Here is a 22600-nt window from a genome sequence, read left to right on the forward strand (position 1 = left end):
ATCGGTATTGCATGAATCTACTTTATGCCCCATACTGGGGTAAACAAAGATAAGGACGGTAACAGAATGGCAAAGTGTAAAACTCCACCAACTACCCCAGGCGAGCAGATTGCTCAGCAAATCCTCAACAACTACGACATCAAGAGCGCGGAAGACGTACAGGACGTCCTGAAGCAGATTTTTGGCCCCATTTTTGAGTCCATGCTCAAAGGTGAGATGGAAAATCATCTCGGCCATAAGAAGCATGAGCGCTCCGAAGACGGTGACAATGTCCGGAACGGCTATTCATCCAAGACGCTCAAGACCTCTCTGGGCGAGGTTCCTATCCGCGTCCCTAGGGATCGCCAGAGTACGTTTGAACCGCAGATCATCAAGAAGCACCAGCGCGACGTTTCGTCCATCGAGGGCAAGGTACTGGCGATGTATGCCCGTGGCATGAGCCAACGCGACATCGCTGCAACCATCGAAGACATCTACGGCTTCCAGATGTCACATGAACAGATCTCCACCATCACAGGCTGCGTCATGGAAGAGGTCGAGGCATGGCGGAATCGTCCGCTCCAGTCGTTCTATCCATTTGCTTTCGTCGACTGCATCTACGTATCGCTGCGCACGGAGTATGGCGTCCAGCAGGTGGCCGTCTATGTCATGCTTGCCTATGACGTCAACGGCTGCAAGGATGTCCTTGGCCTCTGGATCAACGAGACGGAGAGCAAGCATGCCTGGATGCAGATCTTCGACGAGCTGCGGGCTCGCGGCGTTAAGGATCTTGGCATCCTGTCCATGGATGGCGTGAGCGGATTGGAGGAAGGCGCCAAGGCTGTATTCCCGCATGCCACGGTTCAGCGCTGCATCGTACACCTCATCCGCAATTCCATCCGCTACATCCCACGCAAGCAGTGGAGTGCATTCACGAAGCAGCTGAAGCTCATCTATGGTGCCATCAACGTCAAGCAGGCCCGTCAGGAATTCGAGAAGTTCAAGACCGACTGGCAGGCTTATCCAGGCGCGGTCAGCGTATGGGAAAACAATTTCTCACACGTCGAGCAGCTCTATAACTATGGCAGTGCCGTGCGCAAGATCATGTACACGACCAATGCCATCGAGAGCGTCAACTCTAGCTTCCGCAAGGTGACCAAGAAAGGCGCTTTCCCCAACGAGGATGCAGTCTTCAAGATTTTCTACCTACGCATCCAAGAGCTCTATAAAAAATGGAAGGGTCGTCACGTCGCAAACTGGGCGATGGTCCGGAACCAGCTGCTCATGGACGACAGGATGTCTCAGCTTATGCAGCAATACGATGTTGCTTATTGAATCGATTTACACAAAACTCTTGACACACCCGAAAGGGAGGAGTAAAATTGAAGAAGATTACTATGAAAGAATATAAAGAATGCGTATTAAATGTTCTTGAGAAAATTGATTTTATATGTAGAGAAAACAATTACACGTACATGATTTGCTATGGCACCCTTCTTGGTGCTGTCCGACATAAAGGCTTCATTCCATGGGATGACGATATTGACATTGTTATGCCAAGAAAGGACTACTATAAGCTCGGACAATATATTATTGATCATCCTGAAGTGGGCTTAAACTATATAGATATTAGTAACAGGAAAGACTCTATTTACTACTGCGCAAAAGTGTGTGATGCGAATACTATAGTAAAGGAGTCGAGGTTCAAGCAAATTGAGGGGTATGGCGCTTTTGTGGATGTTTTTCCGCTAGATTATTTGCCTGAAGATAGTAAAGAAAGGATGAGATATTGCAAAAGAGAATTATTTTGGGAAAGAATTGTCCAGCATGCAGCTGAATTAACTCCGGGAAAAGGTGATGGACTGAAACAGGACGTATTAAAAAAACTAGCTTTTTATGGAGCAAAAATTTTTAATGCAGAAAAGGTCCTATTAAAGATGCATCAACGGTATATAAAATTTGATGAGGTGCCAACAAAATATATTGGTATTCCATGGGATTCAAACTGTTTTAAGACTGAGTGGTTTCAGGATAAGGTCGAAGTTGAATTCGAAGGGAAATTGTTTTTTGCACCAAAGGAAATTGAAAAAGTACTTAAAGCATCCTATGGTGACTATATGCGGTTGCCTGCTGAAAAAGATAGGGTCTATAAGCATCATTTAGAATGTTATAGAATAAATTAATAATATATCGTTGATGACTACTATGATAGCTGTCTGGATGACGTAAGCGGAAAGGTCTACACTCGCGACTTGTTCCGCAGAGACTAAATTGATATATAGGGTATGTGCAGAAACTTTTGAGGATAACTGGATCGTAAACTTCCTTAAAGGTTTTTGCTTCATTATGATGTTCATGAAGTGTAACGGAGGGATGAACATGAACAAGCGGGAAAGCGATGTGCTGAACACACTTCTGCAAGAACCGTTCATCAACCAGAGAATTTTGGCTGAAGAAGCAGGTCATTCTTTAGGTGTAGTAAATCGGTCTCTTAAAGAACTTATCAAGGATGGATATTTGGATGATTCTATCCGTCCCACGGCAAAAGCCATGACAGAGTTTAGGCAGAAAACTCCGCAACGAGCTATTATCTTAGCAGCTGGTTTTGGTATGCGGATGGTTCCCATCAATACAGAAATGCCCAAGGGCCTTCTGGAAGTCAACGGGGAGCCTTTGATTGAGCGAATCATCAAGCAACTTCATGAAGTGGGAATTCAGGAAATCTATGTTGTTGTGGGTTTCATGAAGGAAAAATATGAATACCTGATGGATGATTATGGCGTAGAACTGGTGGTTAACCCGGACTATGCCGCAAAGAACAATCTGCATTCTCTCAGATTGGTAAAAGAGCATCTGGAGAATGCGTATATCGTCCCTTGCGACATCTGGTGTGACCGCAATCCGTTTCACCGTCATGAGCTGTACTCATGGTATATGGTCAGCGATCTTGTGGAAAACGAAAGTAATGTTCGTGTGAACCGCAAGATGGAGCTGGTAACTGTGCCGAAAAATGTCGGTGGTAATGCGATGATCGGTATCAGCTACCTTACAAAAGAGGACGCAGATACGGTGTCTGCACGCATCGAGGAGCTTTGCAAGAAACCACAGCATGATGGTTCGTTTTGGGAAGAAGCACTCTATAATAAGGATCGCATGATCGTCACAGCCCGAGTAGTGCATTCGGCAGATGTTGTGGAGATCAACACCTATGAGCAGCTTCGTGAGATCGACAGCGATTCTAACCAACTGAAAACGGATGCGATTCGTTTAATCTGCAAGGCATTGTGCGCAAAACCGGAGGAAGTCACGGATATTACAGTCCTGAAAAAGGGAATGACCAACCGTTCGTTTCTGTTTACCTGTAAGGACAAAAAGTACATTATGCGCATTCCGGGAGAGGGTACAGACCAGCTTATCAATCGCCGTCAGGAAGCGGCAGTGTATCATGCCATCGCTGATAAAAACATCTGTGACGATATCGCCTATATTAACCCGGAGAACGGCTATAAGATCACAGAGTTTCTGGAGGGCGCCCGGGTATGCGACCCTACCGACTATGAGGATGTCAAGAAGTGCATGAACCGTTTGCGTGACTTCCATGCGTTGAAGCTGAAGGTGGCGCATGAATTTGATATTTTCGGGCAGATGGAGTTCTACGAAACGCTGTGGGATGGTACTCCTTCTGTTTACAAGGATTATGAGAAAACTAAGGCGAATGTCTGGTCTTTGAAGCCTTATATTGATGCACACGCAGGTGAAAAGATTTTGACGCATATTGACGCAGTACCGGATAACTTCCTGTTTGTCCAGAAGGATGGAAAAGAGGAAATTCGTCTGATCGACTGGGAGTATGCAGGTATGCAGGATCCCCATGTGGATATCGCAATGTTCTGTATTTACTCGCTTTACAATAAGCGTCAGGTGGATCGCTTGATTGCAGCATATTTCACAGACGGTTGCGATGATGTGACACGGATCAAAATCTACTGCTATATCGCTGCCTGTGGTCTGCTGTGGAGCAACTGGTGTGAGTATAAGCGGAATCTGGGCGTAGAATTTGGCGAATATTCTCTGCGGCAGTATCGCTATGCTAAGGACTACTATCGCATCGTTCAGGATGAACTGAGGAAATCAGGGGAAAGCGGGGAACAGGAAAATGCCTAAAGTAGAAAGAGCCATTATTATGGCGGCAGGGCTGGGAAACCGGATGCACCCGGTCACGCTGACAACGCCGAAGCCGCTGGTCAAAGTAAATGGCGTGCGGATGATTGATACGGTAATTAAGGGGCTGCACAAAAATGGCATTTCGGAGATATACATTGTGGTGGGCTATCTGAAAGAGCAGTTCGTTCCACTGGCGACAGAATATCCCGGCGTTCGACTGATTGAAAACCCCTACTATGATACCTGCAATAATATCGCATCCCTGTATGTAGCAAGAGATCACATCGAAAATGCGATCATTCTGGATGGCGATCAAATTATCTATAACCCGGATATTCTGGCTCCGGAGTTTGAGCGTTCCGGCTACAACAGCGTATGGACGGACGAGGAAACGGACGAGTGGTTGCAAACCGTAAAAGGTGGCATCGTGATCTCTTGCAGCCGTACAGGCGGCAAGGGCGGATGGCAGTTATATAGCATTTCTCGCTGGACAGCAGAGGACGGAAAAAGACTGAAGCACCATCTGGAAATCGAGTTTGAACAGAAGCAGAATCGTCAGATTTACTGGGATGATGTGGCACTGTTCTGCTATCCGGAAGAATATCGACTGGGAATTCGCCCGATGAATCAGGGCGATGTCATTGAGGTGGACAACTTCAGTGAACTGGTTGCTCTGGATTCCAGCTACAAAAAATACGAGGGGGAAGCATAAATGAACAAAAATAGAGAGCGTGGAAAAATTGATTGGATGATAACGCTGCTCCCACTGACCATTATCATTGCCCTGTGCATTCTGTTCTTCTTTGCACCGGAACAGTCCAATGCCGTGCTGAGCCAGATCCGGTTCTTTTTCGGAGATACCTTTGGCACCTATTATTTGGTGATTGGACTGGGTATTTTCATCCTGTCACTGTACATTGCGTGTTCGAAGTATGGGGACATTGTTCTGGGTGAACCCAACGAAAAGCCTCTGTATTCCTTCTTTGCATGGGGCTCCATGATGTTTACTTGCGGTCTTGCTGCGGATATCCTGTTTTACTCTTTTTCGGAATGGGTGCTGTATGCAACCGACCCCCATCTGGCAGAGATGGGCAGCATTCAGGACTGGGCAGGGGTATATCCCTTGTTCCATTGGAGCTTTATCCCGTGGGGCTTCTATCTGGTGCTGGCGGTAGCATTCGGCTTTATGCTGCACGTAAGAAAAAGAACCCGGCAGAAATACTCGGAAGCTTGCCGCCCGATTCTGGGCAAGCACACCGATGGCTGGGCAGGTCGCATCATTGACCTGCTGGCGGTGTTCGCTTTGCTGGCGGGTACGGCGACTACTTTCAGCGTGGCAACACCGCTGATGGCGACCATTATTGGGGAGCTATTCCATGTTGCTGTCAGCCACACAGTCATCAATATTATCATCCTGTTAATCACTTGCGCCGTGTATACTTACTCTTTGCTGCATGGCTTCAAGGGTATCAGCAAATTGGCCAATGTCTGCATCTATCTTTTCTTTGGGTTGCTTGCCTTTGTCCTCCTGTTTGGCGGCGAGACCCGGTATATTATCGAAACTGGTTTCTCCTCGCTGGGACGGATGATGCAGAATTTCATCGACCTTTCCACCTTTACCGACCCGCTGCGTACCTCCAACTTCCCCCAAAACTGGACCATTTATTACTGGGCCTACTGGATGGTTTGGTGTGTGGCAGCACCGTTCTTTATTGGCAGCATTTCCCGTGGCAGAACGGTACGTCAGACGATTCTGGGTGGCTATGTGTTTGGCGTGGGCTCTACACTGACCAGCTTCATTGTGCTGGGTAACTACTCCATGGGACTGCAGATGACTGGCAAGGCGGATTTTATCGCCAAGTATCTGGAAAACGGCGATATGTACGGTATGATTGTAGATATGATCAAGACTATGCCCGGCGCACCGGTCGTTATGGTGGCTGTTCTGATTACTATGATCACCTTCTACGCAACATCCTTTGATTCTATCGCACTGACGGCATCCTGCTACAGCTACCACACCCTCAAGGATGATGAACAGCCCAATAAGGGCATCCAGTTGATGTGGTGCATCTTGCTGATTCTGTTGCCCATTGCATTGCTGTTTGCGGAAAGTTCCATGAACAACTTGCAGTCGGTCAGCATCGTGGCAGCATTCCCCATTGGCGCAGTCATCGTGATGATTGCGGCGAGCTTTTTGAAGGATGCCAAAAAGTATCAATCAGAGCTGGAAACGCATCAAAACGAATAAATTGATAAGATAAGACAATGCAGCCATGCTCAAAGCGTGGCTACGCCATCCTAATATGCTGCCTCTACGTGGCGGATGGCAGGCAACGAGATTCTCTCTCGGCTAAAGCATACATTTGTCAATTCACTCTTTGGATGAGGAAAAGCTATAATGGGAAAGCATTTTGGAACCGATGGCTTCCGTGGCGAAGCTGGGATCACGCTGACCGCTGACCACGCCTACAAGGTTGGTCGTTTTCTGGGCTGGTATTACAACGCACTGGCGTGAGTGCAACGGCAACAACGAGCCTGCACACATTGTAATCGGCAAGGATACCCGCCGCAGCTCTTATATGTTCGAGTATAGTCTGGTTGCCGGTCTGACCGCTTCCGGCGCAGATGCCTATCTGCTGCACGTTACCACTACGCCATCTGTGGCCTACATCGCCCGCATGGACGACTTCGACTGTGGCATCATGATCTCCGCCAGCCACAACCCCTACTACGATAACGGGATCAAGCTGATCGACTGCTATGGTGAGAAGATGCCGGAGGAAATCTTGCTGTTAGTCGAGGATTACATCGACGGCAAACTGCACGTGTTCGATAAGGACTGGCCGGAGCTGCGCCCGAACAGAGGCGGATTTGGAGGAGGTAGACAAGCTGCAGAGCTATCTGGAGAGAAATGCTCCCTATATCCCCAGCCTGAGTTAGCGCGGCATCCATACAGAGATTCACCTGGGGACTGCAGAAACAAATTACCGGTTCTACAGCTATCGCATGAAGCGGCAGGGACGGAGCTGGTCCAGCGAGGGAATGGAGTGTATGGTTTGGGGACTGACCGCCCGGAAGAATAAGACGCTTACGTACGCCCTCTTGTACCATGCTAATGGGAAGTGGTCCTATGTCAAGTTTGAGTACAAATTAAATTGAGGTTTCTATCAATCAGTTATCCAGCAATCAAAGCTGCCTTTTTCTTGTAGTTTGCATATAATTTTTCATAGTCATTGGGTGACATATAGTTACAGTGACTGTGAATTCGAACGGTATTATAAAACGTGTTAATGTATTCAAACACCAGCATATAGGCTTGTTGATAATTTTCAATCTTAAATCGATTCAGCCCTTCTCGCTTAATCAAGGCATGGAATGATTCTATGCAGGCATTATCCCATGGATAGCCTTTCTTCGAATAGCTGCGGCGCATCTGTGCAGTTTCCTTGATATAGGATTGCGAAAGATATTGACAACCGCGGTCCGTGTGAATTACTACCAGACGGCCTGGATTCCTGGTTTGCTTTGCCATTTGAATCATCCTAACAATGCTAGATGCATCCAACTTCCGGGATAAATTCCAGGCAATGATTTTTCGAGAAAACAAATCCATGATACTGGCCAGATACACAAATCCTTCAGTGGTCCAAATATAAGTAATATCGCTGCACCAGATTGTGTCTGGTCTTGGCGGATTAAATTGTTCTTGCAGAATGTTAACTAATATGGCATCCAAACAACGGCTCTGGGTCGTAACGGTATAATGCTTGACCCAACAAGCACGAATCCCCATTTGCCGCATGTAAAGGCCCACTGTCCTTTCGGAAATACATTCACCTTTCTGTTGAAGCAATGTAGTAATTTTGGGTGCTCCATAGATTTGCTTTGAATCTTCGTAAATGGTTTGAATCTGTTTTTTTACCTCCTTACGGTGCGTAGCTTGTTTGGATAATTTGCGATGACTCCATCTATAGTAACCTGATGTAGAAACGCCCAGTTCTGCCAGCACTCCAGATACCGAAAAATGGCATTTCTCCTGATGGGCTTTTTCGGCTTCCTGTTTGACGCTATGGTAAATGGCAGGGATTATTTGTCTAGAATGCTGATAGCTTTTTTTAAGACATTGATGGCATCCTTGGCATCTCGTAATTCACGTTTCAAACGAGCGATTTCCTTGGCTTCATCAGATGCATAGTTTCCGGATCCGCGATATGGCATTTCCCCATTATCCCGCAATTGCTTTTGCCATCGGGACAGTGTCTGTTGGGAAATTCCTAAATTATGGGCACACCCAATCAGTCCTAAGTCACGATGATCATGGTAATATTGGACAGCATCCACTTTGAATTGTTTGTTGAACTTCGTCATACTAAGGCCCCCTATATATACTTTTATTGTATCACTTTATGGGAAACCTCAGTTTGACTTGTCCTATTTATATGCTAGCACCAAAGAACCCGTGGACAATTAGAGGGATGCGGCGAGAAGAAAAAAGCGATTATCCTTTTAAAGCAGTTCGTGAGGTTTTAGTGAATGCTTTAATTCATAGAGATTATCAAAATATTGGGGCTGAGGTACATGTTGATATGTATGATGATCGGATGGAAATATCCTCTCCTGGAGGTATGATGAATGGAAGCCGTATTCAGGATTTGGATTTGAAAACGGTGCCGTCTATGAGAAGAAATGAAATTATTTCAGATATTTTTGGGAGATTGCATTATATGGATCGTCGAGGGAGTGGGATACGTCGAATTATAAATTCATATACCCATTATGAGAATAAACCGAGTTTTTATTCTAATGAATATTTCTTTCTTGTATCTCTTCCGAATAGAGGAATTGCATCAAGAATAAAGCATACTACGGGAAAAACGCAACTTACTACGGGGAAAACGCAACTTACTACGGAGAAAACGCAACTTACTACGGAGAAAACGCAACTTACTGCGGAGAAAACGCAACTCGAAGTCTTAAGGACTGATATACGGCAAAAGACGGAAAAAATTTTTCGGCCGGTAACAGTGGATAAAATTATAAAATTATTGTCTACTTATGAAAATAAATATTCTTTTAATCGACAGATTGTGGCAAAGCAGTTTGAAATAAGCGAAAATGCTGCATCTCGGATACTGAAAAAAGCCATGGATTGCGGTATTGTCAGAAAAGAAAAAAAAGGAGTTTATTATTTCAAATAATTCCTGCACCATGAACAAACTGCCCTATACCTTCAGCGTCATCTTCTTCGGCATCATTAGCATCAGCGCCACTTACATCGGCCTCGCCTATTTCTACCTCGGCCTCTGGGGGAGGCGCCTGACGGCGCCGCAGTTCGCAGCCGGCCGTCCGCAGTCCTGATGAGGGCAGCCAGAGGCAGTAAAAATCAGCTAAGTGCAGATTAAGGCAGTAAAGACAGCTAGAAGCTGCTGTTTTCTGCACTTCTCTGCTTTCCACTGCTTTTTTCTGCTTCTTTCTGTCCGCCGGGGCTACCCGGGGTGTCATTGTTAGTTTGAGTCTAAAGCGGCACAGCCGCATCTGAGTCCGAGCGGCAGGGCGGAAGAACCCCTCAGTCAGCTTTGTTGACAGCTCCCCTATTAGGGGAGCCTTAAAATTTATGGAATGTTTAATATAGTATAATATACTGGTTAGGAGATGGCGGTTTAATGATAGACAGGGATTTTGTGGTGGCCCAGTTCCGGCGTTATGTCGATGGCTTTGATCAGTCTGAGGAGGGCGTGCGCTTGAAGTATGCTCATTCGCTGCGGGTCAGTGCCCTTTGTGAGGAAATTGCGGCGAGTCTTGGTTTGCCCTCGGCGGACCGGGATTTGGCTTGGCTCATCGGTATCCTCCACGACATCGGCCGTTTTGAACAGTTGCGGGAGTACCATACGTTTGTCGATTACCGGTCCATGGACCATGCCAAGTATGGCGCTCATTATTTATTTGATGACGGTCATATCCGCGATTTTCTCGACGATGAGAGCCAGGATGATATTATCCGTATGGCCATTGACCAGCATAATGTCTACCAGCTTCGCCGGGATTTGACGCCGCGGCAGCAGCTCTTTTGCCAACTCATCCGTGATGCCGACAAAATCGATATTTTCCGGGTTTATGTCATGTATATGCGCCAAAAGAAGAATATCTGGAACGTCGACTGGTCTGACTTTGAAAACCAGCCTATTTCCGATGTCGTCATGGCTCAGGCCCGCCAGGGGAAACTGGTGCGGACGCAGGATAAGAAGACCTTCATGGACTTTTATGTCGGTGCCCTCTGCCTCTATTTTGATTTAGTCTATCCCCGGAGCCAGCAGCTGGCGCGGGAACAGGGCTATCTCGATAGGCTCCTCGATTTCCATTCGCAGAACGCCGATAGTGAAGGTAAATTGGAAGAAATCCGTCGTTTGATTCGCAGGACGGGAACATTGCCTCATCCTTCATTTATTGATACAATATATAAAAATATGTAGTATATATTTGATTGATGACAAAATGAGTATTGTATCCTTAATAGTAGGGGGCTTAAAATTATGGAAATATTGATTACTGGCGGTGCTGGGTTCATTGGGTCACACATTTTGGCACAGCTCCAGGGACGGCGCGATATGGATGTCGTCGTGTTTGACAATTTGTCCAGCGGATCCAAAGAACATGTACCGGCTGGGATGGAACTGGTAGAAGGCGACGTCTGCGATGAAGCGGCTGTAGATGCCCTTTTTGCCGACCATCACTTTGATGCCGTCATCCACTTGGCGGCCCAGACGATGGTCCCGACTTCAGTGGAACAGCCTGTCCTCGATTGCCAGATTAATCTGGAAGGCGTCCTCCACGTGCTGGAAGCCTGCCGGATCCATGGCACAGGGCACATCCTTTTTTCGTCCAGTGCCGCTGTCTACGGCGACAACCTCCATATCCCCCTGAAAGAAACGGAACGGCTCGTGCCGACGTCCCCTTATGGTATCACTAAGATGACGACGGAACATTACCTGCGGGTCTATCACGAATTATATGGTATGGATGCGACGGTCTTCCGCTTTGCCAACGTCTATGGCGAACGGCAGGGCGAAAAGGGCGAAGGCGGCGTCGTCAGTATTTTCTGCAAGCTTTTGTCCCAGCGTCAGGGAATCACGGTTTTCGGCGACGGCAATCAGACCCGCGATTTCGTCTATGCCGGCGATATCGCCCAGGCCATCATCCGGGCGCTGCCACTCAAAGGCTGTCACACGATGAACGTGTCGACCGGACAGGAAACGAGCATCAACGATTTGATCCGCAGTTTTGAAAAAGCCGTGGGCTATACGGTCCCCGTCCAGTATACGGCACCCAGGACGGGCGATATCCTGCGGTCGGTCCTCAGCAATGAGGCCTTGAAAAGGGATTTAGGTTTTGTGCCGGAAATGGATTTGGAAGAAGGAATCCGCCGGACCTATGACTGGTATCGCAGCCAATGGATGAAGTAAGGCGCTTTTTGCCTTGACAGGCTTCCCAAAACATGACACAATGAATTAGATATGCCTATATACATTTATATACAGGAGGGGTAGCCTATGGCAGATGATCGCATCATTACGGCTTTGGACGTCCATTCACTGGATGATATGAAGAAGCTTGTTGAAACCCTTGGCGATAGTGTTTCTTTTTATAAAGTCGGGATGGAACTCTTTTACAGTGCCGGTCCCGATGCAGTACGGTATTTGAAGGACCAGGGGAAACATGTTTTCCTCGATTTGAAGGTCCACGATATTCCCAATACGGTGGCCCAGAGCATCCGCGCCCTGACCCGTCTCGGCGCCGACCTCATGACGCTGCACGGCACAGGCGGCCGGGCTATGATGGAAGCGGCAGCCGAAGCTGTCCGCGATGAAGCGGCCAAATTGAATATCGAACGGCCGCGCCTGCTGGCTGTAACGGTCCTGACCAGTATCGACGAAGACGCGTGGAAGGAAATCGGCGGCAAGTACAGCATTGCCGAATCGGTCAAGAATCTGGCAAAGCTGGCCAAGGAAGCCGGTATCGACGGGACCGTTTCTTCGCCGTATGAAGCCAAGGAAATCCGGGAAATGAATGGTCACGATTTCCTCATCGTCACGCCGGGCATCCGTCCGACCTTTGCCGTCGCCAACGACCAGAAGCGCTTTACGACGCCGTCCCAGGCACTCCGCGACGGGGCTTCTCATTTGGTCATCGGCCGGCCGATTACGAAAGCCGCGGATCCGAAGGAAGCAGCCGAAAAGATTTTAGCAGAAATTCAGGGGGTATGATTCACTATGATGACAGAAGAAGAAGTAAGACAGTTGTTAGTTGACACGAAAGCCGTTCTCGAAGGCCATTTCCTTTTGACGTCCGGCCTGCACAGCCCGCTTTATGTTGAAAAATTCAATGTCCTCCAGCATCCGGAATATACGGAAAAGCTCTGCAAGGAATTGGCAGAACGCTTCAAGGACCAGAACGTCCAGACCGTCATGGGTCCTATGACCGGCGGCATCCTGCTGGCTCATGAAGTCGGCAAGGCACTCGGTACGCGGGCTATCTTCACGGAACGTGAAAAGGGCGTTATGACACTGCGCCGCGGTTTCCACATCGAACCGGGTGAACGCGTCCTCATCGTCGAAGATATCGTCACGACTGGCGGTTCCGTCCAGGAAGTCGTCAATGTCGTCAAGAAAGCCGGCGGCGTCATCGTCGGTGTCGGCCTCCTCGTCGACCGCAGCGGCGGCAAGGCCGAATTTGGCGTACCGAAAGATAAAGTCCAGGCTCTCCTGCATTTGACCGTCCCGACGTACAAACCGGAAGAATGCCCGCTCTGCAAACAGGGCATCCCCATGACCGAACGGGGCAGCCACCATCTGAAATAATCTGGATCAGGAGATGTTTTGTTCATGGAAATGTTATCGGCCATAGCGCCTTTCTTCATGGCTGGCCTGCTGGGGACGGTGTTCGCCCGCTTTACGGGTATCAATATGAGCATGTGCGTCCTCCTCATGTTCTTGTACATGGGAGCTAAGCCCATCGAATGTATTGCCGCTATGTTGATGTTCAATGTCTTTACGTATTTTACGGTGTACTCTCAGCTTCACGTCATGAAGATCAAGAGTTTCACCTTTTTCCCTGGCATGCGCCTGGCCATCCCGATTTTGATCACCATTGCTCTGGCTGCGCTCAATCCTTTCATCGGCATCGTTTTCTTCGTCTTTACCTTCCTCATGGAAATCTTCGCCAAGATTTATAAGGAAATGGATGCCAAGTCGCGGCCGACGAAAGGGAAAATCGGCCAGATGGTCGTCATCGCCGGTATCCTGGTGACTATCGGTGCAGCTATCGTCCAGTTCATCCCGGAAAATTACTACTACATCGTCGGCGGCGTGACCATCTTGATTTACGCCTTCGTCATGTGGCGGACGGGAGACCGCCGCAAGGGGACGGCCTGGTGGGATAAGATGCTCTACGCATCGACGTTCCTCACCGGCCTGAGCGGTATCGACGGGACCGATTGGCTTACGGCGATGCGCCGCAATCCCGAATCGGTGTTGTCCAAGTGCTATCCCATCGTCATCAACGGGGCCATGATCATCGGCCTGCTGGCGTCGTATGCCATGTACCAGTATTTCTCGCTGGGCGCCCTGTTCGCTACTATCGGCTCGGCCGTCGGCATCCGCCTGTTCGGCTTGTATGAACATAAAGAAAAGGGAAGCTTCTCGTACCTCACCCTGGGCATTGCCGTCCTGGCAGCCCTGGTGTTCATGATCATCCAGCCAGTACCGACGGGATTCCCCGTCGTACCCATGGCTGACCAGACGGGATTCTTTGATTTTTAGTTTTGCAAAAAAGCGCTGTCTTCTATGGCAGCGCTTTTTTTGCAAGGCTCCCTTTATAGGGGAGCCAGGGGCGACCTGCGTTCTTTCAAATATTAGCAGGAAAACGGCGGGATTTGTCGAATATATTATATATGTCCTTATTTATGACTCATTTTTGTGTTTTGGATAAAGGGGGAATCCCTTATGAAGAAGAGTATTATCTTAGCCATGGTCGTGGCGGCTTTGGCTTGCGGGCCGGCCTGGGCCTATGATGAAGGGCCGGTTATGGGGCCGTATACGTCGATTCCGGGGCTGACGGCTGTGCAGCAGTGCCAGCTGACCGTTGCCGGCAAGGTCATGGACCCGGCTGATGGAGCCGTATTACAGGAAAATAACGTGGTCATGATTCCTCTGCGTAAAGTGGCGGAACAGCTCGGTTATACCGTGACCTGGGATCCTGACGACCAGAGCGTCCGCGTCGAGATGAATATCGCCTATATCATCGTCAAACCCGGTGAAGACTGGTACGAACGGATCGGGACGATCAAGAAGGTCAACTTGAACCACATCTTCCAGTACGGTGCCGGCCCGGTCAATGTCAACGGTACGATGTACGTCCCGGCCCAGCTCTTTGAAGCCTTTTACAACAGCGTCACCATTACGCCCCAGGCCGTGACGATTACGCCGGCGTCGACGGATTGAAGTCGTGAAAAAACTGCTTGACTTTATAGGCCCTGGCCGATACAATATATAGAAGAATATGTGGCAGTCCCGTGAGGCTGTGCGATTCTAATACTTTCAGATTGAACCTTTAATATAGTCCGGAGAGGCTAAAAAGGGACATATTTTGCCATGCTTATAATATGACCTTTGCCCTGCGGCAGAGGTCTTTTTTTACAAGGAGGATTCGATGGTTAGTATACAGGGCAAAAGCCTGTTGGGGCTCCAGGGAGTACCGAAAGAAGAAATTGAGTTGATACTGCAGGTAGCTAAGAAGATGAAAGCCGTCGTCAACAGCGGGAATAAGAAGTTATCCCTGCTCAAAGGGAAATCGGTGGTCAACATGTTCTGGGAACCGAGCACGCGTACGCGCGGTTCCTTTGAAATGGCTGCCAAGTATCTCGGCGCCGATGTCATCAACTTCACGCCGCGGGGAAGCTCCATCCAGAAAGGCGAAAGTTTCCGCGATACCCTGCTGACGGTAACGGCCATGGGTGTCGATGCCATCGTCATGCGTCAGAAACAGGAAGGTTCGCCTTGGTTTGCCGACCGCTGCGTCGACCCGATCATCATCAACGCCGGTGATGGCGCCCACGAACATCCGACGCAGGGCCTCCTCGACATGTTCACCATTCAGGAAGTCAAAGGCCATATCGACGGCTTGAAGGTCGTCATCGTCGGCGATATCGACCACGGCCGCGTCGCCCGCTCCAATATTTACGGCCTCAAGACCATGGGTGCTGACGTCCACCTCGTCGGTCCGCGGACACTGCTCCAGCCGGAATTGGAAGCCATGGGCGTCAAAGTCCACTACGACTTGAAGGAAGCCATCCAGGATGCAGACGTCATCAACGTCCTGCGTATCCAGAAAGAACGACAGGGCATCGGCTTCTTCCCCAGCGCCGGTGAATACAATTCGCTCTTCGGTGTCAACCGCGACCGCCTCAAGTGGGCTAAAGACGACGTCCTCGTCCTTCATCCGGGCCCCATGAACCGGGGCATCGAAATCGAACCGGATACATGTTACAGTGAATTTTCTTCGATTCAGGAACAGGTCAAGAACGGCGTATCCGTCCGTATGGCCGTATTATATCTGACAATTATGGGAGGCGATGACGTTGACACTACTCGTTAAAGGCGGCAGAGTCGTAAATCCGGCCATGCAGCAGGATGAAATTTGTGACATTCTCATTGAAAATGGTAAAATTAAGGAAATCGGAGCCAATCTGAGCGCTGACGGCGCCGAAATCTTCGACGCATCGGGCCTCGTCGTAGCACCGGGCTTCATCGATATGCACGTCCATCTCCGCCAGCCCGGCCAGTCCGGCAAGGAAACGATTGAAACGGGGACGAAGGCAGCTGCTGCCGGCGGCATCACCCGCGTTGCGACCATGCCGAATACCAAGCCGGTCATCGATTCGGCAATCATCGTCGACGGCATGAAGTATAAGATCGAACGGGAAGCCAAAGTCAAAGTCGAAATCATCGGCGCCATCTCCAAGGGCCTCCAGGGCCAGGAACTGGCCGCTATGGGCGCCATGGCCAAAGAAGGCGTCGCCGCTTTCTCCGATGACGGCCGTTACGTCGAAAACTGCGATTTCATGCGCAAAGCCATGGAATATGCCAGCATGTTCCACAAGGTCATCATCGACCACTGCGAAGAACAGAGCCTCGTCGAAGGCGGCAACATGCATGAAGGCGTCGTTTCCAACGAATTGGGCATCAAAGGCCGTCCGGCTGTCGCTGAAGACATTGCCGTCGCCCGCGATATTTTCCTGGCCGAAGCGACACACACGCCGGTCCACATCGCTCACATCAGCACCAAGAACGCTGTCGAACTGGTCCGCCAGGCCAAGAAGCGCGGCGTCCAGGTCACGGCGGAAGTCACGCCGCAGCACCTCATCCTGACCGATGAAGCCCTGCGCACTTTTGAAACACGGTATAAAGTCAACCCGCCGATCCGCTCGGAAGAACACCGCGCAGCCTGCGTCGCCGGCCTGCAGGATGGCACCATCGATGCCGTCGTCACCGACCACGCACCGCATGAATGGGAAGAAAAGGACCAGGAATTCAACCTGGCTCCCAGCGGCTTCGTCGGCTTGGAAACGAGCGTCGGCGCCATGCTGACTTATATGTATCATACGGGTCATATCGACCTCATGACTCTGGTCAATGCCATGTCGACGGCACAGGCCAAGATCCTCGGCCTCGATGCCGGTGTCATCGCACCGGGCAAGGATGCCGATTTGACCGTACTCGATCTCGATAAAGAATGGACGGTAGATTCCTCGAAATTCTATTCTAAGGGAAAAGCGTCGCCTTTCGATGAAATGATTTTCAAAGGCAAGGCCGCAGCTACCATCGTCAATGGTGAAATTGTAATGAAAAACGGGGAGGTTTTATAATGAAAGGTGTCCTCATATTAGAGAATGGACAGAAGTTTTATGGCAACATGCTGATGGATGAACCGGCTGTCGGCGAAGTTGTCTTCAATACGGGCATGACAGGCTATCAGGAAACGTTCACCGATCCGTCCTATGCCGGTCAGATCATTACCATGACCTACCCGCTCATCGGTAACTACGGTTTGTTCCACGAAATCGAACAGGCCGACCGTCCCTATGCTGCCGGCTTCATCGTCAGCGAGCTCTGTGAAGAACCGAGCAACTGGCAGAACGAAGGCAAGCTGTCTACCTTTATTATGACACACCACATCCCCTGCCTCTACGGCGTCGATACGCGTGCCATTACGCGGGCCATCCGCAGCCAGGGCGTCATGAAAGGCGTCATCGTGCCGGAAACGATGGAAGAAAGCGCTATCAAGGAACTCTTCGATACGCCGCTGGAAACGCAGCTCGTCCGCCGCGTCACGACGCGTGAAATCAAGCATATGGGCGATGGCCGCTTCCATGTCGCCGTCATGGATTACGGTGCCAAAGCCAACATCCTGCGCGAACTGGTCAACAGCGACTGCCGCCTGACCCTTTTCCCGGCTGAAACCAAGGCTGAAGAAGTCCTGGCCGTCAATCCGGACGGTATCTTCCTGAGCAACGGCCCTGGCGACCCGAAAGACGTCCCGTACATCGTCGAAGAAGTCAAGAAGATGATCGGCAAGAAACCGATTTTCGGCATCTGCCTGGGCCTTCAGATGCTCGGCCTGGCTCTGGGCGGCAAGAGCCGCAAGCTGACCTTCGGCCACCGCGGTGCCAACCATCCGGTCAAGGATATTCGCACGGGCCGCGTCTACATCACGTCCCAGAACCACGGCTATGTCATCGACGAAGCCTCTCTGCCCGATGACGTCGTCATCACCCATCGCAACCTCCACGACAACACCCTCGAAGGTTTTGAAGTCCCGTCCAAGAAGATCATGTGCGTCCAGTACCATCCGGAAGCTTCGCCGGGACCGACTGATAATTTGTATCTGTTTACACAATTCGTCAAGATGATGGAGGAAAACTAACATGATAGAAGGATTGAAGAAAGTACTCGTTATCGGTTCGGGCCCTATTATCATCGGTCAGGCCGCTGAATTCGACTATGCCGGCACTCAGGCCTGCCGCGCCTTGAAGGAAGAAGGACTGGAAGTCGTCCTCATCAACAGCAACCCGGCGACGATCATGACCGACGAAGACATTGCCGACCGTGTCTATGTCGAACCGATTTCCCTCGACTACGTGACGGAAGTCATTGAAAAAGAACGGCCTGACGGCCTGCTGGCTACCCTTGGCGGCCAGGTCGGCCTGAATATGGCTGTCGAACTGGCTAACGCCGGTGTCCTGGAAAAATATAACGTCCAGCTCCTCGGGACGCATCTGTCGGCTATTGAAGAAGCGGAAGACCGCGAACTCTTCAAGAAAGCCATGAAGGACATCAACCAGCCGGTACCGGAAAGCGATATCTTTGAAGATGTCCCGTCGGCTATTGAATTTGCCGATAAAATCGGTTATCCGATCATCGTCCGCCCGGCCTTTACCCTCGGCGGTACCGGCGGCGGCATCGCCCACGACGAAGACGAATTGTTCATGATCGCTACGCGCGGCATCAAACTCAGCCCGATCAACCAGATCCTCGTCGAACGCTCCGTTGCCGGCTGGAAGGAAATCGAATACGAAGTCATGCGCGATAAGGCCGACAACTGCATCATCGTCTGCAACATGGAAAACATCGACCCAGTCGGCATCCATACGGGCGACTCCATCGTCGTCGCACCGAGCCAGACCCTGAACGACTTGCAGTACCAGATGCTGCGTACGGCATCGCTGGACATCATCCGCCGCTTGAAGATCGAAGGCGGCTGCAACGTCCAGTACGCCCTGGACCCGAACAGCAACCAGTATTACGTCATCGAAGTCAATCCCCGTGTCAGCCGTTCGTCGGCCCTGGCTTCCAAAGCGACGGGCTATCCTATCGCCAAAGTTGCCGCCAAAGTCGCTACAGGCCTGACCCTGGACCAGATTACCAATGCCGTTACGGGCAAGACGACGGCCTGCTTCGAACCGACCCTCGACTATTGCGTCGTCAAATTCCCGCGCTGGCCTTTTGAAAAATTCGCCCTCGCCGACAAGACCCTGGGCACGCAGATGAAGGCTACGGGCGAAGTCATGGCCCTCGACCGCTGCTTTGAAGGGGCCCTGCTCAAAGCCGTCCGCTCCCTGGAAATCGGCGTCAACTATATTTCCATGAAGAAGCTCGAAAGCAAGTCCCTCATCGACATCGTCGAACTTCTGCAGAAACAGGATGATGAACGGCTCTTCGTCGTCGCTCAGGCCCTGCGCCTCGGCATCAGCGAAGAAAAGATTCATTACATCACGGGCTATGACCTGTGGTTCCTCCATAAGATCAAGAACATCATCGACTTGGAATTCGACTTGAAGCGCAACAACCTGACGGTCGATAACATCCGCCTGGCTAAACGCTACAGCATGCCCGATGCCGTCATCGCCGGCTTCACCAACAAGACGGAAGACGAAGTCCGCCAGTTCCGCCTCGACCACGGCATTACGCCGACCTTCAAGATGGTCGATACGTGCGCTGCCGAATTTGAAGCCGCTACGCCGTATTACTATTCGTGCTATGCCGACGAAGACGAAGTCAAGCCCCTGGGCAAGAAGAGCGTCATCGTCCTCGGTTCCGGCCCAATCCGCATCGGTCAGGGTATCGAATTCGACTACTGCTCGGTCCATTCGGCCTGGGCCCTGCGCAAAGCCGGCATGAACAGCATCATCGTCAACAACAACCCGGAAACGGTCAGCACCGACTTCGATACGTCGGACAGCCTGTACTTTGAACCGCTCACCGTCGAAGACGTCATGGCTGTCGTTGACAAGGAAAAACCGGTCGGCGTCATCTGCCAGTTCGGCGGCCAGACGGCTATCAACCTGGCAGCTCCACTGGCCAAACGGGGCGTTACCGTCCTCGGTACGTCTGTTGACGGCATGGACCGCGCCGAAGACCGCGAACGCTTCGACGAAGTCCTGGCCAAATTGAACATTCCCCGTCCGGACGGCCGCATCGCTACCAGCGATAAAGAAGCCATGAAGGTTTCCAAGGAATTGGAATTCCCGCTCATCGTCCGCCCGTCTTACGTCCTCGGCGGCCGGGCTATGGAAATCGTCTATAACGAAAAAGAATTGGAACGCTATCTCCGTGAAGCCGTCATCGCTTCACCGGATCATCCGATCCTCATCGACGAATACATGGTCGGCCGTGAAGTCGAAGTCGACGCCGTCGCCGATGGTACGGATGTCTATATTCCGGGCATTATGGAACAGGTCGAACGGGCCGGCGTCCATTCTGGTGATTCCATTGCCGTCTATCCGCCGCAGCACCTGGACCAGGATATGATCGACCAGATCGTCGATTACACGACGCGCATTTCCCTGGAATTGCAGGTAAAAGGTTCGGTCAACATCCAGTTCGTCGTCTCCCGCGGTAAATTGTACATCATCGAAGTCAACCCGCGTTCGAGCCGTACCGTTCCCTTCCTGAGCAAGGTCACCCATTTCCCGATTGTCGAAATCGCAACCCGCATCGCCCTCGGCGAAACTTTGAAGGACATGGGCTATCACAGCGGTCTCATGCCGGCCAAGAAACACGTCGCCGCCAAGGCTCCGGTCTTCTCGTTCAGCAAGATCGGCCTGGCTGAAATCGCCCTCGGGCCGGAAATGAAATCGACTGGCGAAGTCATGGGTATCGGCCATTCGTACTCCGAAGCCCTGTACAAAGCCGTCAATGGCGCTAAGATGAAGATCCCCGCTGGCGGTACGATCCTGGTCACCGTCGCCGACCGCGATAAAGCCGAAGCCCTCCAGCTGGCTGAAGGCTTCAAGGAATTGGGCTATCACATCATCGCCACCGAAGGGACAGGCAAATACTTCAACGACCACGGCATGCCCGTCGACATCGTCCGCAAGATCCACGAAGGCGGCCAGAATATCGCCACCCTGATCCGCAACGGCAAAATCGACTTGGTCCTCAATACCCTGACCTATGGCAAACACCCGGAACGCGACGGTTTCAACCTCCGCCGTATGGCCGTAGAACTCGCCGTTCCCTGCCTGACCTCCCTCGATACAGCCCGTGAAGTCCTCCGCGTCTTTGCCAACAAAGGCAAAAACGAAGGCTATCACCACGTCGCTGCCTTGCAGGATTACGACATGGAATAAAATAACGCAGTCCGCCGGCCGCAGTCCGGTAAAGGGATTGTGCACGAAGGTTTCTGCCATCGTGCACAATCCCTTTTTGCATGTCGTTTGTCGTAGTTCGTTCATCGTTCGTCGTTTGCGGGACGGGCTCGCTGGCGCATCGCCGTTCTCGGATTCAGATGGCGCTGCGCGCCTTTAGACTCAGACTGACAATGCGGCTTCGGGTGCTCCCTCCAGCGCATAACGGGCGCCCGGTTATGGGCGCCCCTACAGGTCTCGGGGTATGTTTTTGCCATAACGGCTTGGACTCAGACTGACAATGCAGCTTCGGGTGACCCCTGCGGCGCATAGCGGGCGCCCGGTTATGGGCGCCCCTACAGGTCTCGGGGGATGTTTTCGCCATAACGGCTTGGACTCAGACTGACAATGCGCCTTCGGGTGACCACTGCGGCGCATAACGGGCGCCCGGTTATGGGCGCCCCTACAGGTCTCGGGGGATGTTTTCGCCATAACGGCTTGGACTCAGACTGACAATGCGGCTTCGGGTGCTCCCTCCAGCGCATAACGGGCGCCCGGTTATGGGCGCCCCTACAGGTCTCGGGGGATGTTTTCGCCATAACGGCTTGGACTCAGACTGACAATGCGGCTTCGGGTGACCTCTGCGGCGCATAGCGGGCGCCCGGTTATGGGCGCCCCTACAGGTCTCGGGGCATGTTTTCGCCATAACGGCTTGGACTCAGACCGACAATGCGGCTTCGGGTGACCCCTGCGGCGCATAGCGGGCGCCCGGTTATGGGCGCCCCTACAGGTCTCGGGGGATGTTTTCGCCATAACGGCTTGGACTCAGACTGACAATGCGGCTTCGGGTGACCCCTGCGGCGCATAGCGGGCGCCCGGTTATGGGCGCCCCTACAGGTCTCGGGGGATGTTTTCGCCATAACGGCTTGGACTCAGACTGACAATGCGGCTTCGGGTGCCCCTCCAGCGCATAACGGGCGCCCGGTTATGGGCGCCCCTACAGGTCTCGGGGTATGTTTTCGCTATAACGGCTTGGACTCAGACTGACAATGCGGCTTCGGGTGACCTCTGCGGCGCATAGCGGGCGCCCGATTATGGGCGCCCCTACAGCACGGGAGTAGCCACGTGTAAAAATCCGGCGTGCGACATCGCCGACAGGCGATGAGCCGCCTTCAGGCGCTCCTGCGCCCATACAATCCCGTGAACCTGGCGCTGCGAAGCAGCATCTGAATCCGAATGGGGGAGATGTGAGGAGCAACCCTTCCGCCTCTTCGA

General features: G+C 51.3%; 19 protein-coding genes and 2 pseudogenes. 19 read left to right on the forward strand and 2 right to left on the reverse strand.

The features are described 5' to 3' along the window. Positions 1-66 precede the first annotated feature (66 nt). The 7 genes and pseudogenes from ACFWUB_RS07920 to ACFWUB_RS07950 form a co-directional block, all read left to right on the forward strand. Positions 67-1314: an IS256 family transposase gene (locus ACFWUB_RS07920; protein WP_020311933.1), complete on the forward strand. Its 1248-nt coding sequence runs from the start codon at positions 67-69 to the stop codon at positions 1312-1314. A gap of 47 nt (positions 1315-1361) precedes the next feature. Further along, on the forward strand, positions 1362-2162 hold the full coding sequence (locus tag ACFWUB_RS07925; RefSeq protein ID WP_416183770.1) for a LicD family protein: 801 nt from the start codon (positions 1362-1364) through the stop codon (positions 2160-2162). 196 nt (positions 2163-2358) lie between these two features. Then, the gene (locus tag ACFWUB_RS07930; protein WP_416183771.1) at positions 2359-4143 is read left to right on the forward strand and encodes an NTP transferase domain-containing protein; all 1785 of its coding nucleotides are present in this window, start codon (positions 2359-2361) and stop codon (positions 4141-4143) included. Then, on the forward strand, positions 4136-4855 hold the full coding sequence (locus ACFWUB_RS07935; protein ID WP_416183772.1) for an NTP transferase domain-containing protein: 720 nt from the start codon (positions 4136-4138) through the stop codon (positions 4853-4855). The genes ACFWUB_RS07930 and ACFWUB_RS07935 overlap by 8 nt, the downstream gene beginning before the upstream one ends. Continuing rightward, positions 4856-6394, forward strand: a complete 1539-nt coding sequence (locus ACFWUB_RS07940; protein WP_416183773.1) for a BCCT family transporter — start codon at positions 4856-4858, stop codon at positions 6392-6394. Between the two features lie 226 nt (positions 6395-6620). Continuing rightward, a pseudogene (gene glmM / locus ACFWUB_RS07945) lies at positions 6621-6899 on the forward strand (phosphoglucosamine mutase); the annotation flags it as partial. Between the two features lie 85 nt (positions 6900-6984). Further along, positions 6985-7290, forward strand: a pseudogene (locus tag ACFWUB_RS07950) (UPF0236 family transposase-like protein); the annotation flags it as partial. Positions 7291-7321: 31 nt separating this feature from the next. On the opposite strand, the gene ACFWUB_RS07955 reads toward ACFWUB_RS07950, so the two are convergent. Together ACFWUB_RS07955 and ACFWUB_RS07960 are read right to left on the reverse strand one after the other, a co-directional pair. Continuing rightward, positions 7322-8296: an IS3 family transposase gene (locus tag ACFWUB_RS07955; RefSeq protein ID WP_416184395.1), complete on the reverse strand. Its 975-nt coding sequence runs from the start codon at positions 8294-8296 to the stop codon at positions 7322-7324. Next, on the reverse strand, positions 8233-8514 hold the full coding sequence (locus ACFWUB_RS07960; RefSeq protein ID WP_008860184.1) for a transposase: 282 nt from the start codon (positions 8512-8514) through the stop codon (positions 8233-8235). The genes ACFWUB_RS07955 and ACFWUB_RS07960 overlap by 64 nt, the downstream gene beginning before the upstream one ends. Positions 8515-8621: 107 nt before the next feature. On the opposite strand from ACFWUB_RS07960, the gene ACFWUB_RS07965 reads away from it, so the two are divergent. The 12 genes from ACFWUB_RS07965 (at position 8622) to carB (ending at position 21328) form a co-directional block, all read left to right on the forward strand. Then, positions 8622-9344 carry an ATP-binding protein gene (locus ACFWUB_RS07965; RefSeq protein ID WP_416183774.1) on the forward strand — a complete coding sequence of 241 codons (723 nt, stop codon included), beginning with the start codon at positions 8622-8624 and terminating at the stop codon, positions 9342-9344. Positions 9345-9354: 10 nt separating this feature from the next. Beyond that, positions 9355-9504, forward strand: a complete 150-nt coding sequence (locus ACFWUB_RS07970) for a hypothetical protein (RefSeq protein ID WP_279133106.1) — start codon at positions 9355-9357, stop codon at positions 9502-9504. Between the two features lie 305 nt (positions 9505-9809). Further along, positions 9810-10616: an HD domain-containing protein gene (locus ACFWUB_RS07975; protein WP_416183775.1), complete on the forward strand. Its 807-nt coding sequence runs from the start codon at positions 9810-9812 to the stop codon at positions 10614-10616. Between the two features lie 60 nt (positions 10617-10676). Further along, positions 10677-11606 (forward strand): NAD-dependent epimerase/dehydratase family protein, encoded by a 930-nt coding sequence (locus ACFWUB_RS07980; RefSeq protein ID WP_301877350.1) that lies wholly within the window; start codon positions 10677-10679, stop codon positions 11604-11606. Between the two features lie 87 nt (positions 11607-11693). Continuing rightward, positions 11694-12407 (forward strand): orotidine-5'-phosphate decarboxylase, encoded by a 714-nt coding sequence (gene pyrF / locus ACFWUB_RS07985; RefSeq protein ID WP_416183776.1) that lies wholly within the window; start codon positions 11694-11696, stop codon positions 12405-12407. A 6-nt stretch (positions 12408-12413) separates the two neighbouring features. After that, complete coding sequence (pyrE, locus tag ACFWUB_RS07990) at positions 12414-13001, forward strand: orotate phosphoribosyltransferase (RefSeq protein ID WP_027895355.1); 588 nt, start codon at positions 12414-12416, stop codon at positions 12999-13001. A 24-nt stretch (positions 13002-13025) separates the two neighbouring features. After that, positions 13026-13961 (forward strand): hypothetical protein, encoded by a 936-nt coding sequence (locus tag ACFWUB_RS07995; RefSeq protein ID WP_416183777.1) that lies wholly within the window; start codon positions 13026-13028, stop codon positions 13959-13961. Positions 13962-14144: 183 nt separating this feature from the next. Beyond that, the gene (locus ACFWUB_RS08000) at positions 14145-14642 is read left to right on the forward strand and encodes a copper amine oxidase N-terminal domain-containing protein (protein ID WP_292108153.1); all 498 of its coding nucleotides are present in this window, start codon (positions 14145-14147) and stop codon (positions 14640-14642) included. A gap of 208 nt (positions 14643-14850) precedes the next feature. Then, entirely contained in the window at positions 14851-15795 is a 945-nt protein-coding gene (locus ACFWUB_RS08005) for an aspartate carbamoyltransferase catalytic subunit (protein WP_416183778.1), read from the forward strand. Further along, the gene (locus tag ACFWUB_RS08010) at positions 15779-17065 is read left to right on the forward strand and encodes a dihydroorotase (protein WP_292262009.1); all 1287 of its coding nucleotides are present in this window, start codon (positions 15779-15781) and stop codon (positions 17063-17065) included. Before ACFWUB_RS08005 ends, ACFWUB_RS08010 begins: the two co-directional genes overlap by 17 nt. Further along, on the forward strand, positions 17065-18123 hold the full coding sequence (gene carA / locus ACFWUB_RS08015) for a glutamine-hydrolyzing carbamoyl-phosphate synthase small subunit (RefSeq protein WP_020310981.1): 1059 nt from the start codon (positions 17065-17067) through the stop codon (positions 18121-18123). The genes ACFWUB_RS08010 and carA overlap by 1 nt, the downstream gene beginning before the upstream one ends. A 1-nt stretch (position 18124) precedes the next feature. Further along, positions 18125-21328 (forward strand): carbamoyl-phosphate synthase large subunit, encoded by a 3204-nt coding sequence (gene carB / locus ACFWUB_RS08020; RefSeq protein ID WP_416183779.1) that lies wholly within the window; start codon positions 18125-18127, stop codon positions 21326-21328. Positions 21329-22600 lie beyond the last annotated feature (1272 nt).

The sequence above is a fragment of the Megasphaera sp. genome, from assembly GCF_047831605.1.
GTDB lineage: Bacteria > Bacillota > Negativicutes > Veillonellales > Megasphaeraceae > Megasphaera > Megasphaera intestinihominis.